General features: G+C 74.3%; 10 protein-coding genes. 5 read left to right on the top strand and 5 right to left on the bottom strand.

Features of this window, described 5'->3' with window-relative positions; genetic code table 11:
* Window positions 1–57 precede the first annotated feature (57 nt).
* The 5 genes from Sru02f_RS28590 to Sru02f_RS28570 all read right to left on the bottom strand — a co-directional run bounded on the left by Sru02f_RS28590 (window position 58) and on the right by Sru02f_RS28570 (window position 3,782).
* Window positions 58–843: a 4'-phosphopantetheinyl transferase family protein gene (locus Sru02f_RS28590; RefSeq protein WP_109029869.1), complete on the bottom strand. Its 786-nt coding sequence runs from the start codon at window positions 841–843 to the stop codon at window positions 58–60.
* Window positions 830–1,720, bottom strand: a complete 891-nt coding sequence (locus tag Sru02f_RS28585) for a DUF6206 family protein (RefSeq protein ID WP_109029868.1) — start codon at window positions 1,718–1,720, stop codon at window positions 830–832. The genes Sru02f_RS28590 and Sru02f_RS28585 overlap by 14 nt, the downstream gene beginning before the upstream one ends.
* 7 nt (window positions 1,721–1,727) lie before the next feature.
* On the bottom strand, window positions 1,728–2,168 hold the full coding sequence (locus Sru02f_RS28580) for a DUF6041 domain-containing protein (RefSeq protein ID WP_109029867.1): 441 nt from the start codon (window positions 2,166–2,168) through the stop codon (window positions 1,728–1,730).
* Between the two features lie 148 nt (window positions 2,169–2,316).
* The gene (locus Sru02f_RS28575) at window positions 2,317–3,540 is read right to left on the bottom strand and encodes a beta-ketoacyl-[acyl-carrier-protein] synthase family protein (protein ID WP_109029866.1); all 1,224 of its coding nucleotides are present in this window, start codon (window positions 3,538–3,540) and stop codon (window positions 2,317–2,319) included.
* Complete coding sequence (locus tag Sru02f_RS28570) at window positions 3,537–3,782, bottom strand: acyl carrier protein (RefSeq protein WP_109029865.1); 246 nt, start codon at window positions 3,780–3,782, stop codon at window positions 3,537–3,539. Before Sru02f_RS28570 ends, Sru02f_RS28575 begins: the two co-directional genes overlap by 4 nt.
* 368 nt (window positions 3,783–4,150) lie before the next feature.
* Between Sru02f_RS28570 and Sru02f_RS28565 the strand changes: the two genes are divergently transcribed.
* The 5 genes from Sru02f_RS28565 (at window position 4,151) to Sru02f_RS28545 (ending at window position 16,011) form a co-directional block, all read left to right on the top strand.
* Window positions 4,151–5,158: a beta-ketoacyl-ACP synthase III gene (locus Sru02f_RS28565; protein WP_109029864.1), complete on the top strand. Its 1,008-nt coding sequence runs from the start codon at window positions 4,151–4,153 to the stop codon at window positions 5,156–5,158.
* A gap of 59 nt (window positions 5,159–5,217) precedes the next feature.
* Window positions 5,218–5,481: an acyl carrier protein gene (locus Sru02f_RS28560; protein WP_003973132.1), complete on the top strand. Its 264-nt coding sequence runs from the start codon at window positions 5,218–5,220 to the stop codon at window positions 5,479–5,481.
* The gene (locus Sru02f_RS28555; RefSeq protein WP_109029863.1) at window positions 5,478–7,403 is read left to right on the top strand and encodes an aminotransferase class I/II-fold pyridoxal phosphate-dependent enzyme; all 1,926 of its coding nucleotides are present in this window, start codon (window positions 5,478–5,480) and stop codon (window positions 7,401–7,403) included. The genes Sru02f_RS28560 and Sru02f_RS28555 overlap by 4 nt, the downstream gene beginning before the upstream one ends.
* Before the next feature lie 112 nt (window positions 7,404–7,515).
* Window positions 7,516–9,114 (top strand): L-proline--[L-prolyl-carrier protein] ligase RedM, encoded by a 1,599-nt coding sequence (gene redM / locus Sru02f_RS28550; RefSeq protein WP_109029862.1) that lies wholly within the window; start codon window positions 7,516–7,518, stop codon window positions 9,112–9,114.
* Between the two features lie 27 nt (window positions 9,115–9,141).
* Complete coding sequence (locus tag Sru02f_RS28545) at window positions 9,142–16,011, top strand: type I polyketide synthase (protein WP_244941746.1); 6,870 nt, start codon at window positions 9,142–9,144, stop codon at window positions 16,009–16,011.
* Window positions 16,012–16,014 lie beyond the last annotated feature (3 nt).

The raw sequence follows: 16,014 nt of genomic DNA, 5'->3' as shown, positions 1-16,014 counted from the left end.
ACCACCGGGGCGGTGCGCCCGCCCGGAACGCCGCGACACCCGGAAGGCGGGCGCGGCTCAGCCGCCCAACGGCCTTTCCACCAGCGCCAGGTGGTGGCCGGCGATCACGCCGGCCCACCCGGCCGGCCGCCGCGTCTCGGCGACGGGGGCGTGGCGCAGCAGCCCACCCCCGGGCCGCCAGGTGAAGCGGCCGTCCGGCAGCCAGCCGGTCAGCGCGACCTCACCGGCGTCGATCCGAAGTCCGAAGCCGTAGTACTTGAGCACGGCCTCCTTGCACGTCCAGCGCAGTGTGGCGGGCATGGCCGCGAGGCGCCGGGCGTCGGGCGTCGGTGCCCGCGGGTCGCACTCCTCGTCGAGCACCCTGGCGAGCGTCGGCGGCATGGGACGGTCGTGTTCCAGGTCGACGCCGACCGCGTGCGGTCCGCACACGGCGACCGCGAAGTCCCCCGAGTGCGTCAGGCCCACCTCGACCGGCGCGTCCACGACCGGCCGGCCGCCCTGAAGCCCCCCGGTCACGGCGCCCACCTCGACGGTGCGGGGTTCCCGGGCCAGGCCCCAGTGCCGTCTGCCGTGGGCACTGACGGCGTGTTTGAGGGCGAGCCGTCCGGCCAGCCACTCGACGCGCCGGCGGGGGGCGCGCAGGGTCGCGGCCTGCTCCGTCTCGGCGGACGTCAGATACCGGGCCCGCAGGGCGGCAAGGCCGTGCGGGCCGCGCTCGCGCAGCCGGGCGATGGACACCACCGCGAGGGTGAGCCGCCGTGGGTCCGGCATCAGGTGCGTGATCCACAGCGGACGCGACGCGTCGAGAACCACCTGGCCCGTCAGGGTCTCAACGCGCGACATGGCGGGGCAGCAGGAACGGATACGGGCGGCGCAGGATCTTGTTGTGCACGAAACGGTCCGCCTTGCGCAGCCGCTGGATGAGTTCCCACATCCGTGCGTCTTCCCGGTAGTAGGCCCTGACCTCATCGGCGTCCAGCGGGCGGTCCAGGCGGGCGTTGGCCTGCTCCAGGAAGCGGGGGACCAGGTGGTCCAGCCGTTCCTTGTGCAGGTTGCCGAGGAAGTCGAGGACCACACCGCGCGGCGTGTAGAACTTGTCGAAGATCGACTTCGTCATCGCCATCCGTACCACGTCCCGCACCAGCCACGGCAGCGAGGTGAAGAACAGGGGCACGTCGAGGAGTTCGCGCTCGCGCTCGTCGCGGATGAGCGGTGTCGTCACGTCCAGGTAGACCAACTCGCCGTCCACGTCGATCCAGTTGGAGGCCTGTCCGTCGAGCCCCAGACGCGGGGTGACGGTCGCCTCGACGCGGTCCAGGAACCGGGCGAAGAACCCCTCGCACCACGCCTCGCCCGCCGTGTGCAGCAGCCGTGAGCACAGCCGGTCCTCGGGCAGCGCCTCCTGGACGCAGTAGGCGACGGCCCGGCCGCCCGGCAGCCGCCGGTGCCACATCCGGGTCTCGGCGACGGCCACGCCGCCCTTGTCCAGCCGCGTGACGTAGTCGTCGACCAGCGCGGAGTGCCGGTCCAGCCGTTCCTGGGCGGGGAAGACCGGCAGCCGCTTGCACGCGAACGTGCCCCCGTCGGTCTCCAGCCGCAGGACCAGCGTCACCTCGCCGTAGCCGAGGATGGTCAGGGCCCGGTCGTCGGTGGTGCGCAGCGCCCGTACGACCTCGTCCTCCAGGGCGTCGAGCGCGTCGGCGGGTATCGAGAAGGTCATGTCCGGGTCACCGGCCTTCCGGGGTGGGGCCCGCGGGCGTGGCGGTACGCGCGCCCGGTGACGCGTGGTAGCGGTACAGGAGGTAGATCGCGGCGGCGAAGAAGGCCGCGTCCATCACCAGGATCTCGGGGACACTGCTCACGAGGATCACCACGAACAGCACCAGCATCAGCAACTGGCCGTAGAGGGCGGCGATCACGAGCCCCCGGCGGTTCCAGAGCAGGGCGAGGCCCGCCGCGACCATGGCCGCGGCGACGAACCACATCACGCCGGTGGGGTGGCGGTCCAGCCAGTCGACGGGACCGGAGATGACGGTCCCGTCGTTGGCTTCCGAGGCGTCGTCGAGGCGCCCTTCCACCGACTCCAGCTGCGGGAAGAACTTGCCTATCCCCGCGAGGATGTACAGCGCGCCGACGACGCGCTGGAGGATCAGGTTTCGTCCGGTCACGAGCCAGCTTCTTCCGGAGGTCGACGGGGAGGTGCCGCGAGCGGGGACGCCCGGGGCCGGGGGTGGGGCAGGGGTTCGAGGAGAGGCGGGGAGGGGGCCGGGGAGGGGCCAGGGGCCGCCGGCGGGGGGTGTCAGCGGGCCGGGGCCGTCACGGGGAGGCGAAGACCAGGACCGCGTTCTGCCCGCCGAAGCCGAAGGAGTTGCTCATCGCCAGCTCCACCTTCTGCTCCCGCGGAGCGTCGGCGACCACGTCCAGGTCGACGGCCGGGTCCCGCCGTCGCAGGTTCGCGGTCGGGGGAACGGTGGAGCGCTCGATGCTGAGCACGGTCAGCGCCGCCTCGATCGCACCGGCGGCGCCCAGCGTGTGCCCGAGGACGCCCTTGGCCGAGGTCACGGTCGCCCGGTCGCCCACCAGCCGGCCCAGCACCGCGGCCTCCACCGCGTCGTTCAGCGGGGTCGAGGTGCCGTGCGCGTTCACGTGGTCGATGTCGCGGCCGGTGACGCCCGCCTGGGCGAGGGCCGCCTCCATCGCCCGTAGGGCGCCGGCGCCCTCCGGGTCGGGCGCGGTGACGTGGTGGGCGTCCGCCGACGCGCCGTGGCCCACCAGCCGCGCGCGCACCGTCGCGCCGCGCGCCTCGGCGTCCGCCGCGCGCTCCAGGACGAGCATGCCGCTGCCCTCGCCGATCACGAAGCCGTCCCGGTCGGCGTCGAAGGGCCTGGACGCCGCCGGCGGATCGTCGACCCGGCGCGACAGCGCGCCCATCTGCGCGAAACCGGTGACCATGAGAGGACTGACGCCCGCCTCGGTGCCACCGGCCACGACGATGTCGCACGTCCCGTCCCGCAGCAGCCGGGCCGCGGTGCCCAGCGCGGTGCCGCCCGAGGCGCAGGCGGTCGCCGTCACCAGGTTCGGGCCCAGCGCACGCAGGTCCATCGCGAGGTGCCCGGCCGCCATGTTGGGCACCAGCATCGGCACCAGGAGCGCGGACACCGCTTCGGGGCCGCGCTCCAGCAGGCGCCGGTGCTGGGTCTCCCACGTCGTCACCCCGCCGAGCCCGCAGCCGACGACCACGCCCACCCGGGCGCCGTCCCAGGTCAGCGGATCGAGTCCGGCGTCGGCCACGGCCTCCCGGGCGGCCACGATCGCCAGCTGGACGAAGCGGTCGTGGATCAGGACGCTGCGCCGGTCCACGTGACGCGCCGGTTGCAGGCCCGGCACCGCACAGGCGATGTCCACGGGCAGTCCGGCGAGCCGCTCGTCCCTGGCGCCCGCCGACCGGCCGCGCAACACCCCCTCCCAGGTGGCGTCGACGCCCAAGCCGGCCGCGGTCACCAGACCCAGCCCGGTCACGGCGAGGGAGGGGTCGGTCATGACGCGGTGGCCGCGATCTCGTTGTCGACCAGGGCCACCGCGTGGGCGATGGTGTCCGTGGGGACCGCGGCGTCCTCGCTGATCTTCACGCCGAACTCGGACTGGATGACGAGCAGCAGTTCCACGAGGAACAGCGAGTCCATCTCCAGCTCTTCGAAGGTCACGTCCGGACGGATCGCCGCGCGGTCCACCGCGAAACCGTCGACCAGCAGATCAACGAGCTTGTCGTAGGTGGTGCTCATCAGTGTGGTCCGCCTTTCCTGCATGGATCGTTCGCCCAACGCCGCCCCGGCCCGACGGTGTCGGTGTCGGTCAGGGGCGCGGCGGCGTTGCGACGCTCCGGCAAGTCTGGGGCGGTGTGCTGACGGCCCGCTGACGGTTCGCTGACCCCCGGGGCGGGACACCCGCCGGGCGGGACCGCGGTCAGTGAGCCGTCAGCGCCCGGTCAGGGGCCCCGGCCAGACTCGGTGCGGCCGGGGGGCCCGGACTTACTCCCCACGCCCACCGGCCGGCAAACCGTCCACCACGCGAGGAGCACATACGTGGTTTCCCGTCTCCGCCGCCGCACCAGGCCCACCGCACACCGCGGCCGTTCCGCGGGCGGTGCCCGGTGACCCGGTCGTCCGTGCTGGCCGGCCTCGGTTCCTGTCTGCCGTCCCGGTGCGTCACCAACGCGGAGCTGGAGCGGACGATGGACACCTCGGACGAGTGGATCCGGGCCCGTACGGGGATCGCCCGGCGCTACGTGGCCGACGAGGGCACCCACACCTCCGACCTGGCGGTGGGCGCGGCCGAGCGGGCACTGAAGTCCGCCCGCCTGGCACCGGACGAGGTGGACGCGGTCATCGTGGCCACCACCACCCCGGACCGGCCCTGCCCGGCGACCGCGCCGACGGTGGCGGCCCGGCTGGGCACCGGCCCGGTCCCGGCGTTCGACGTGTCCGCGGTGTGCTCCGGCTTCCTCTACGGGCTCGCCACGGGGTCCGGTCTGATCGCGTCCGGAGCGGCGGAACGGGTCCTGGTCATCGGCGCGGAGACTTTCTCCCGCATCCTCAACCCGCGGGACCGCTCCACCTCGGTGATCTTCGGTGACGGCGCCGGCGCCGTCGTGCTGCGCGCCGGCGAGCCGGGGGAGACCGGTGCCCTCGGCCCGCTGCGGCTGGGCAGCGACGGCACCGGCGTGGACCTGATCACCGTGCCGGCCGGCGGACCGCCGCGGCCGGGCGCGGTGGCACCGGACGACCTCGCCGACCGCTACTTCACCATGGAGGGCAAGCGGGTCTTCTGGCTCGCCGTCCAGCGCATGGGCGAGTGCGCGGAGAGCGTGCTCGACCGGGCGGGCTGGCGGGTGGAGGACGTGGACTGGCTGGTCAGCCACCAGGCCAACCACCGCATCACCGCCCGGCTCGCCGACGAGATCGGCATCCCCCGCGAGCGCAGCGTCAGCAACATCGCCGAAGTGGGCAACACCGCCGCCGCCTCCATCCCGCTCGCGCTCGACCACGCGCACGCCCGGGGCACCCTCCGGCCCGGCGACCGGGTGCTCCTCACCGCCTTCGGCGGCGGCCTCACCTGGGGTGCCGCCGCCCTGACCTGGCCCGCCGTCGATCCGGTCTGAGGGCGGCCGGCCGGGCCCGGCCGAAGCGCGCGCAGACGACCGATGAACCAAGGACGACCATGACTCCTCGGAAACTGATCACCGACTACATCGCCGACGCCTGGATGGGCGGCGACGCCGAAGGCCTGGAGCCGGACACCCCCATCGCGGAGCTGAACATCATCGACTCCGCCGCCATCTTCGACCTCGTCCACTACCTGCAGGGCGAGTTCCGCGTCACGGTGCCGCTGCCGGAGGTCACCCTGCAGAACTTCAGGTCCGTCAACGCGATCTGCGCCCTGGTCGACCGGCTCCGGCAGAACGAGGGGGGAACCGCGGCATGACCGACTCCGTCGACGCACTCCCCGACAGCGCGCGGATCCGCGAACGCGTCGTGCACGTCATCGCCGCCCGCACCCTGTACGACGAGAGCCACCTGCGGCCGGAGAGCCACTTCGAGGCCGACCTCGGCATCGACTCCGTCATCATGGAGTCCGTCCTGGTCTCCGTCCGTGAGCACTTCGGCCTGTCGACCGCGCTGCCCACCGGCCCCGCCACCATCGGTGAACTCGTCGACGCCGTGGGCGCCGCGCTCGCCGACGCCGGCGACGACCGGCCCGCACCGGTCGCCGGCCCCCTGCCGGTGGTCCCGGCGGAGGGGAGCAGCGGCGACCCCGTCACCGAGGCCGTGGTGGCGGCCGCCATGCGGCAGACCCAGTACCAGCGGCACCAGCTCGACCTGGACGCCGACCTGGAGGGCGAACTGGGCGTCGACTCGGTCGTCCTGACCTCCGTCGTCGCCGAGGCGACCGAGCGGCTCGGGCTCACCGGCGCCGCCCCGGACGCGGCCGGCGCCACGACACTGCGCGCCCTGGCCGACGCCCTGCGCGGCCTCGTCGTGGCGGCCCCGGGGACGGCGGCCACGGAGGCGGCAGCGGCGACGGACACGGCGGCCTCCGCCCCCGGCCGGACCGGGACCGCGCCCGCGCCCGGCGCGGACGGCTGGGACCACCGCTCCATGAAGGACTTCACCGAACAGCGAGACCCCGACCTGTTCGCCAAGACCCGCAGCTTCGCCGGCTATCTGCGCTCCCGCGAGAAGGACCGCCTGTACTGGTACGGCATGCCGCTGCACTCCCGGTGCGGGAGCCGCGCCGTCATCTTCGACGAACTGGAGGGCCGCAAGCGCGAGTTCCTCATGTTCGCCTCGAACAACTACCTCGGCCTCGCCAACCACCCCAGCGTGATCGAGGCCGTCGTCGACGCCACCCGCACCTACGGTGCCACCCACACCGGCTCCCGCTTCATCGGCGGCACCAACATGCTGCACAAGGAACTGGAGCGCCGCCTGGCGGCCTTCAAGCAGCGGCCCGCCTGCATCGTCTATCCCGGCGGCTACTCCGCGAACCTCGGTGCCATCTCGGCACTGGTCAAGAGCTACGACACCCTCGTCGTCGACCGCCTCAACCACATGAGCATCGTCGACGGGGCACGGCTCTCCGGCGCCGTGCGCAAGATCTACCGGCACAACGACATGGCCGACCTGGAGCGGATCCTCAGCCGCAGCGCGGCGGAGGGCACCGGCGGCAGGCTCATCGTCGCGGACGGCGTCTTCAGCATGCACGGCGACGTGTGCGACCTGCCCGAGATCGTCCGGCTGGCCAAGGAGTACGACGCCCGCGTGATGATCGACGACGCCCACGCCACCGGCGTCCTCGGCGTACGCGGCTCCGGCACCGCCGAGCACTTCGGGCTCAAGGGCGAGGTCGACCTCGAGCTGGGCACCATGAGCAAGACCCTGGCCGGCATGGGCGGGTTCGTGGTCGGCGAGGAGGAGGTCGTCGAGTACCTGCGCTACTACTCCAACTCCTACGTCTTCGCCGCGAACATCCCCGCCGGGGTCGCCGCCGGACTGATCGCCTCCATCGACGTCATCGAGTCCGAGCCGGAACGCCTCAAGCGGCTGTGGACCAACATCGGCACGCTGCGGGACCGGCTCCTGGACGCCGGGTTCGACCTGGAGCACTCCGAGAGCGCCATCCTGCCCATCGTCATCGGCGACGAACGCCGGGCGATGGAGCTGGGCCGGGCGGTGCGCGCCCGCGGCCTGTTCTGCCAGACCGTGGTCTACCCCGGCGTGCCCCTCGGCGACGCCCGGCTGCGGGTCAGCGTCACCTGCGAACACACGCCGCAGGACCTGGAGCTGGCCGCGGAGATCTTCGTCGATGCCGCCCGCGAGACCGGCGTACTGCCGGGCACGCCCTAACCGCCCTCCCCCCCGCACCGTTTCCGCCCGCACACCCCGGCCGGGCAGGCCCCCTCCCTGCCCGGCCGGACCCGAGCAACCCACGCACGTCAAGGAGAAGGGCCTGTACACCATGAGCGCCGCCACTCCCTCCGTGATACGCCTGCCACAGGACACGTCCGCGCAGCACGCGGCCCGGCCCGCCTTCGTCGGCTCCGACCCCCTGACGTACGGGGAGTTCACCGCCCGGGTCGAGGCGGTGGCCGCCCGCCTGCTCAGCCTGGGGACACGCACCGGCGACCGGATCGCCGTCTGGATGGACAAGCAGCCGCGCTACGCCGAGGCGATCGTCGCCGCCCTGGAGGCCGGGTGCGCCTACGTCCCCCTGGACGGCGGCCAGCCGGTGAGCAGGGTGCGGACCATCCTGGCGGACGCCGAACCCGTGGTCCTGTTCACCGACGCGCACCACGCCGCCCTGCTCGGGGACGACGACCTGCCGGCGTCCGTCACCACGGTCGTGGCCCTCGGCGACGCACTGCCCGACACGGTGGGCGGCACCCCGGTCGCCCCCTGGGAGAGCTGGGAGCAGGGCTGCGCCGGGCGGGTCACCCTGCTTCCCTCCCTCACCCCCGGCGACCTCGCCGCCATCCTCTACACCTCGGGTTCCACCGGCACGCCCAAGGGGGTGCAGATCTCGCACGGCGCACTGGCCAACTTCGTGGCCTGGGCCCGCGACGAGCTGGACGTCGGCCCCGACGACGTGTTCGCGGGCCACGCCTCCTTCAACTTCGACCTGAGCACCTTCGACCTCTTCACCGCGCTGTCCTGCGGGGCCGCGGTGTGGATCGTCCCCGACGCCGCGACCAAGGACGTGACCGCGCTGGCCGAGGGCATCCGCCGGCACCGGATCACCGTCTGGTACTCCGTCCCCTCGGTCCTGCACCTGCTGACCAGCTCCGCGGCGCTCACCCCCGAGCACGCCGCGAGCCTGCGCTACGTCCTGTTCGCCGGCGAGGTCTTCCCCGTCCCGCAGCTGCGCGCGCTCGATGAACTGCTCCCGCCCGGCACCCCGCTCTACAACCTCTACGGCCCCACCGAGACCAACGTCTGCACCTACCACCGGGTACGCCCCGAGGACCTGCACCGGGCCACCCCCGTGCCGATCGGACTCCCCATCACCGGCGCCGGGACCACCGTCGTGGACGACGCCGGACGCACCGTCCGGGAGCCCGGCGCGATCGGCGAACTCCACGTCTCCGGCGTGTGCGTGACCCCCGGCTACTGGCGGCGCGCCGAGGAGCCGGTCTCCACCGCCCACTGCCGGGGCGTGCACCCCACCGGCGACCTGGTCAGCTACGAGGAGGACGGCCGGCTGGTCTACCGAGGGCGCAAGGACCGCATGGTGAAGCTCTCCGGCTACCGGGTCGAGCTGGGCGAGATCGAGGCCGCCGCGCTGCGCCACCCCCGCATCGCCGAAGCCGCCGTCCTGCTCGACGGCTCGGGACCCAAGGCACGGCTGCGGCTCTACTACACCCTGTGCGAGGGCGCCGACCGGATCGGCCTGGTGGAGCTCAAGCAGCACTGCGCACGGCACCTGCCGACCTACATGGTGCCGCACGGCGCCGTCCGGCTGGACCGAATGCCGCTCAACCCCAACGGCAAGACCGACTACCGCCGCCTCGGTCTCGACACCCCGCCCCGCCCGGCGGCGCCGCTCGGAACGGCCCGGTAGATGGCCCGGAACCGCAGGGAGAAGAACGTGAGCCAGGGGCCGACGGACCCGCTGCACGAGCACTGGCAGGGACCCGAACCGGAGACGGTCACGGCCCTGCTGCGGCACCGGGCGGAACACACCCCCGACGCCCTCGCCCACCGCTTCCTCACCGACACCGACGGCACGTCCGTCGCCTGGACCTACCGCGAACTCGACCTGCACGCCCGCGAGGTGGCCGCCCACCTGCGGCACGCCGGGGCGGGGCAGGGCCCGGTGCTTCTGCTGCACCCGCCGGGCCTCGACTACCTCGCCGCGTTCTTCGGCTGCCTGTACGCCGGTGCCGTGGCCGTCCCGGCCTACCCGCCGGACAACGCCCGGTTCGGCCAGACGGTGCCCCGGCTCGCGGCCATCGCCCGGGACTGCGGCGCCACCCACGCCCTCACCACCCGCCGGGTCCGCGAGGCCGTCGCCGCCGGCGGCACCGGTCGGGTCGGCACCGAACTCGACGGCGTGCGCTGGCTGGTGACCGAGGACCTCTACACCGGCGAGTCCACCGCCGCCCGGGAGGACCCCGGAGCCACGGCGCGGTCGCTGGCCTTCCTCCAGTACACCTCGGGTTCCACCGCCGCGCCCAAGGGCGTGATGGTCGAACACGGCAACCTGGTGCGCAACCTGCGCTCCATCCACCTCAGGCTCGGGCACGACGCGGACTCCGGCATGGTCTCCTGGCTGCCGCCGTACCACGACATGGGTCTCATCGGCGGCATCCTCACCCCGGTGTACGGCGGTTTCCCCGCGCACCTCATGGCGCCGATGACCTTCGTGCAGCGCCCGCTGCTGTGGCTGGAGACTCTCTCCCGCACCGGCGCCTCCACCAGCGTGGCACCCAACTTCGGTTTCGAGCAGTGCCTGCGCCGGATCACCCCCGGGCAGCGGGCCGGCCTGGACCTGAGCCGCTGGCGGCTGGCGCTGAACGGTGCCGAGCCGATCCGCCCCGACACCCTCGACCGGTTCGCCGAGTACTTCGCCCCGGCCGGCTTCGACCGCACCGCGCTGCTGCCCTGCTACGGCCTCGCCGAGGCGACCCTCATGGTGACCGGCGTGCGGCCGGCCGACCCGCCGGTGGTGGAGGCCTTCGACGCGGCGGCCCTGGAGGCGGGCACCGCGCGCCCCGCGGACCCCGGCAGCGTCCGCACCACCCGCGTCGTCGGCTGCGGAGCACCCGTCGCCGACGTCGAGGTCGCGGTGGTCGACGCCGCCACCGGCCGCCGGGTCCCCGACGGCACCGTCGCCGAGATCCGGGTCGGTGGACCCGGCGTCGCCCGCGGCTACTGGGGACGCCCCGAGGCCGCCGCCGAGGTCTTCGGCACCGCGATCGACGGCGAACCGGGCAACGCCTGGCTGCGCACCGGCGACGTCGGGTTCCACCACGACGGCCAGCTCTACGTGGTCGGCAGGACCAAGGACGTGATCATCGTCCAGGGCCGCAACATCCACCCCCAGGACGTGGAGCAGACGGCCGAACGGGTCGGCGCGGGACTGCGCGCCGGGTACGGCGCCGCGTTCGCCGTCCCCACCGCCGACGGCGAACAACTCGCACTCGCCTACGAGATCGGCGGCCCCGGCGCCGGGGACCCGCACGCCCTGCTCGCCCGGCTGCGCACCGCCATCGCCGACGAGCACCAGGTGACACCGCACACCGTCGTGCTGCTCAAACGCTCCTCGGTGCCGCGCACCACCAGCGGCAAGATCCAGCGTGGCGCCTGCCGGCAGCGCCTGCTCGACCTGGAACTGCCCGTGGTGGCCGCGAGCGTCGTCCAGGACGGTGCCCTGCCGGACGCCCCCGCCCCGCACGCCTCCGCCTCCGCCTCCGCCTCCCCGGAGCGTACGGCCGCCCTCGTCGCCGACGCCCTCGACCGCGCCGCGACGGACGCGCCCGACGGCACCTCGCGCTACCCGCGGCTGCTGACCGCCGTACGGATGCTGTCCGAGCGCCTCGGCGTCGCCCTCGACGTCGGTGAACTCCTGTCCGGCCCCGAGCCGGACGGCGCATCGTCCCTCACCGGGCTGTGCCGCGCCGCGCTCGCCGACGCCGCGCCCGCACCCGCGGCCGCGCCGGAGCGAACCCGGACCCAGGCCGTGGACTGGCTGCGGCGGGCCGTCGCAGCCCGGCTGGGCCTGCGCCCCTCGGTGATCGACACGACGGCGCCCTTCACCTCACTGGGCCTGGACTCCAAGCAGGCCGTGGCCCTCACCGCCCCGTTCGGCGACTGGCTCGGCACCCCCGTGACCCCGGCCACCCTCTACGACCACCCGACGGTCGAGTCCCTCGCGGCCCACGTCACCGGACCCGGCGCCGACGGCCGCCCGCGTCCGCGCCCGCGGCGTCCCGCCCCCGAGCCCGCCCGCGGGCGCGCCGACGAACCCGTCGCCGTGATCGGCATCGGCTGCCGGTTCCCCGGCGCACCCGACCCCGACAGCTACTGGCGGCTGCTGCGCGACGGCCGCGACGCCGTGGGCGAGGCACCCGCCGACCGCCACGGCGACTCCGGCGGCCGGCCGGGCGGCTTCCTGGAACACGTGTACGACTTCGACGCCCGCTTCTTCGGCATCTCCGCCCGCGAGACCGAACGCATGGACCCCCAGCAGCGGCTGCTCCTGGAGGTCGCCTGGCAGACCTTCGAGGACGCGGGCATCGCGCCCTCCTCCCTGGCCGGCACGGACACCGGTGTCTTCGTCGGCATCAGCGGGCACGACTACGCCGATCTCCAGATGCCCCATCCCGACGTCGTCGACATGTACTCCGCCACCGGCAACGCCCAGTCCGTGGCGGCCGGCCGGCTCTCGTACTTCTTCGACCTGACCGGGCCCAGCCTCGCCCTCGACACCGCCTGCTCCTCCTCGCTCACCGCCGTGCACACCGCGCTGCGCAGCCTGCGGGACGGCGAGTGCTCGGTCGCCCTCGCGGGCGGCGTCAACCTGATGCTGACACCGGGGCTCTCGCAGGCCCTGGACCGGGGCGGCATGCTCGGCCCCGGCGGACGCTGCCGCACCTTCGACGACGGCGCCGACGGCTACGTCCGCGGCGAGGGCGCGGGCCTGGTGTGCCTCAAGCCGCTGTCCGCCGCACTGGCCGACGGGGACCGCGTGCACGCCGTGCTCACCGGCTCCGCGCTCGGTCACGGCGGCCGGGCCAACGGCCTGACCGCCCCCCGCGGCACGGCCCAGCGTGCCGTGATGACCGGGGCACTCGAGCGGGCCGGAGTGGAGCCCGGACAGATCGACTACGTCGAGGCGCACGGCACCGGCACCGCCCTCGGCGACCCCGTCGAGTGGGAGGCCCTGGCCGGCGTCTACGGCCGCGGCCGCCCGGCCGACGCCCCCTGCCCGGTCGGCTCGGTGAAGACCGGCATCGGCCACCTGGAGGCGGCCGCCGGCATCGCCGGGCTGATCAAGGCCGTGCTCGTGGTGCGGCAGCGGGAGGTACCGCCGCTGCTGCACCTGACCACCCCCAACCGCCACCTGGACTGGACGGGTTCGGGCCTGACGGTGCCCACCACCCGCCGGACCCTGCCCGCCGAGGGCACCCTGCGCGCGGGCGTCAGCTCGTTCGGTTTCGGCGGCACCAACGCCCATGTGATCGTCGAGTCCGCGCCCGAACCCCCGGCGCCCGCCGCCGGGTCCGGTGCCCCCGACGGCACGGTGCACGCCCTGTCCCTGTCCGCGCACACCGAGACCGCCCTGGCCACCCTGGCCGGCCGCTACCGCACCCACCTCGCGGCCCACCCCGGCGTGCCGCTCGCCGCCCTGTGCCACTCCGCCAACGCAGGCCGTTCCCAGTTGTCCCACCGGGCGGTCCTCACCGCCGCGACCCGGGACGAACTGGACGCCGCACTGGAGGCGCTGATCCGCCGGGAGCCCGCCGTCGACGTGGCCCGCGGCGGCCCCGCGGACGGCACCGCGCCCTCCGTCGCCTTCCTCTTCGGCGGCCAGGGAACCCAGTACCCGGGCATGGGCCGCGACCTGTACGACGCCCACCCCGTCTTCGCCCGCACCCTGCGGCGCGCCGACGCGGTGCTGCGCGGCCCGGGGGAGATCCCGCTGCTCGACCTGCTCTTCGACCCGGACCGCGCCGAGGACCTGGCCCGCACCCGGTACTGCCAGCCCGCCCTGGTCGCCCTCGAAGTCGCCCTCGCCGACCTGTGGACGAGCTGCGGAGTACGCCCGGCGGCCGTGCTCGGGCACAGCGTCGGCGCCCTCGCCGCCGCGTGCGTCGCCGGTGTCCTCTCCCTGGAGGACGCCCTCACGCTGGCGGTCGTCCGCGGGCGTGCCATGGACGAACAGCCCGGCGAGGGCGCGATGATCGCCTGCGTCGGCGATCCGGAGACAGTGCGCGAGATCGCGGCCGGCCACGACCGGGTGGCCCTCGCCGCCGTCAACGCGCCCCGCAACCTGGTGTTCTCCGGCGCGGTCGACCGGATCGCGGCGCTCCGCGGCGACCTGGAACGCAAGGGGGTCACCGTCCGGCCGCTCGCCGTCTCGCACGCCTTCCACTCACCGCTGATGGCGGGCGCCGCCGAGCCGCTGCTGGAGGCCGCGCGCGCCGTCGAGTTCCACCCCCCGGCCATCCCGTGGATCTCCGACGCCACCGGCCAACCCGTGACCCGGGTGGACGCCGAGTACTGGGTCCGCCACCTGCTCGGCACCGTGCGCTTCGCCGACGGCTTCGCCCGCCTGCGCGACCGGGACGCCGAAGGCGGGCCGGGCTGCGACGCGTTCGTCGAGATCGGCCCGCACCCCACCCTGCTGAACCTCGGCCGGTCCGCCGTCGCCGACCGCCCCGAGCACGACGGACGCCCCACACTGTGGCTGCCCTCGCTGCGCCGCGGCGCCCCCGGCCGCCGCACCCTGCTGCGGTCGCTGGGCGGCTACCAGTGCGCGGGCGGAAGCGTCGACTGGTCCGCGCTGGACGGCGAACACCCGCCCGCCCGGGTCCCGTTGCCGCACACGCCCTTCGAACGCCGGACCTACCGGTTCCAGGCCCCCACTCCCGATCAGGAAGGCGATCCCATGCCGTCCCAGCCCACGGTGCCGGGCACCGCCCCGACGGGCCCCGCGGGCGAGGTCTCCCGCACCGTGCTCGACACCGTCGCCCGCGTCTGCGGATTCCCCGTGGCCGACCTGCCGGTGCACGCCCGGCTCGGTCTCGAGCTGGGATTCGACTCCCTGATGCGGACCGACCTCCAGCGCCGTCTCACCGACCGCTTCCCCCAACGGATGCACACGCTCCAGGACCTGCCGGAGGACCCCACGGTGCAGGACATCATCGGCCGGCTCGCCGCCGGCGACGACCGCGACGGCGGCGCCCACACAGCGCACCCCGCCCCCGCCGGCACCGTCGGCACCGGCCCGGGCGCGCCGCCGGTCCACCCCGCGGCCGTACCGGCGCCGCCGCCCGTCCCGGCCCCGCAGTACGGCCCGTACGGAGCCTTCCCGGCCCCACCCCACGGCTACGCCGTCGCCGCCCCGGTCCCGCAGCCCGGAGTGCCGTACCCGTACCCGTACGGCTACCCGCCGCACGGTGCCCCCGGGTACGCCTACTACGTCCCCCAGCCGTACCCGGCGCAGGCCTTCCCGCCCCCGGCAGCCCCCTCCCCGGTGCAGGCGGCCCCCGCCGCAGCCCCCGCCCCCGCTCCCGTTTCGGACCCGGTTCCGGCGCCGGCCGCCCCCGTACGCCAGGAGCGCGCCTTCGAGGACTGGGCGGAGTACGCGGAACTCCAGGGCAGGCTCCGCCAGACCCGGACCAGCGGTTCGAATCCCTACGGCCGTACGCACGAGGGCTTCAACTCCGCGCTCGCCACGGTCGACGGCACCAAGGTCGTCAACTTCGCGGCCTTCAACTACCTGGCGCTCTCCCACCACCCCCGCGTGCGCCAGGCGGCCAAGGACGCCGTGGACCGCTACGGCACCTCCGCCTCCGCCACCCCGCTGCTGTTCGGCGAGACCCCGCTGCACCACGAACTCGAAGCGGAGATCGCCCGGTTCATCGGTGCCGAGGCGGCCATCGTGTTCGCCGGCGGCCACGCCACCAACGTCGCCACCGTCGGCCACCTGTTCGGCCCGGAGGACCTGGTGGTGCACGACGCCTGGATCCACGACAGCACCGTGCGCGGCTGCATCCTCTCGGGCGCCCGGCGCCGGTCCTTCCCGCACAACGACTGGGCCGCCCTCGACCGCATCCTGACCGGAGCACGGGCCTCGCACCGCAGGGCGCTCGTCGTCATCGAGGGCGCCTACAGCCAGGACGGCGACATCCCCGACCTGCCGCGCTTCATCGAGGTCAAGAAGCGCCACGGTGCCATGCTGATGATCGACGAGGCCCACTCCATCGGCGTCCTGGGCCGTACCGGCCGCGGCGTGGGCGAGCACTACGGCACCGACCCGGCCGACGTCGACCTGTGGATGGGCACCCTCAGCAAGGCGCTGGGCAGCCTCGGCGGGTACATCGCCGCCCGCCGCCCGATCATCGAGTACCTCAAGTTCACCGCGCCGCTGCACATCTTCTCCACCGGCATCTCCCCGGCGAACGCCGCCGCCGCGCTGGAGGCGCTGCGCGTCGTCCAGGACGAGCCCGAGCGGGTCGCACGGGTGCAGGAGCTGGCCGAGTTCTTCCGCACCGGCGCCCGCGCCCGCGGCCTCGACGTCGGCGTCTCCCGCCTCTCCGCGGTGATCCCCGTGATCACCGGCGACTGGGAGAAGACGATGGCGCTCTCCAACTCGCTGCTGGAGCGCGGCGTCAACGTCATGCCGATCGGCTACCCCGCCGTCCCGCGCGACCAGTGCCGGCTCCGCTTCTTCATCAACGCGGACCACAGCGAAGCAGACCTCGAACACTCCCTCGACCTCCTGGTGTGATCC

The organism is Streptomyces rubrogriseus, from assembly GCF_027947575.1.
In the GTDB taxonomy this organism is placed as follows: domain Bacteria; phylum Actinomycetota; class Actinomycetes; order Streptomycetales; family Streptomycetaceae; genus Streptomyces; species Streptomyces rubrogriseus.
The sequence above is the reverse complement of the archived record's forward strand: the minus strand, read 5'-3'. Positions and strand labels throughout refer to the sequence as shown.

Bases quoted from the DNA above. Each gene is read 5' to 3' on its own strand.
- redM (WP_109029862.1), top strand. From the start codon at position 7,516: ATGAGCGCCGCCACTCCCTCCGTGATACGCCTGCCACAGGACACGTCC.
- Sru02f_RS28555 (WP_109029863.1), top strand. From the start codon at position 5,478: ATGACCGACTCCGTCGACGCACTCCCCGACAGCGCGCGGATCCGCGAA.
- Sru02f_RS28560 (WP_003973132.1), top strand. From the start codon at position 5,218: ATGACTCCTCGGAAACTGATCACCGACTACATCGCCGACGCCTGGATG.
- Sru02f_RS28585 (WP_109029868.1), bottom strand. From the start codon at position 1,720: ATGACCTTCTCGATACCCGCCGACGCGCTCGACGCCCTGGAGGACGAG.
- Sru02f_RS28590 (WP_109029869.1), bottom strand. From the start codon at position 843: ATGTCGCGCGTTGAGACCCTGACGGGCCAGGTGGTTCTCGACGCGTCG.
- Sru02f_RS28570 (WP_109029865.1), bottom strand. From the start codon at position 3,782: ATGAGCACCACCTACGACAAGCTCGTTGATCTGCTGGTCGACGGTTTC.
- Sru02f_RS28575 (WP_109029866.1), bottom strand. From the start codon at position 3,540: ATGACCGACCCCTCCCTCGCCGTGACCGGGCTGGGTCTGGTGACCGCG.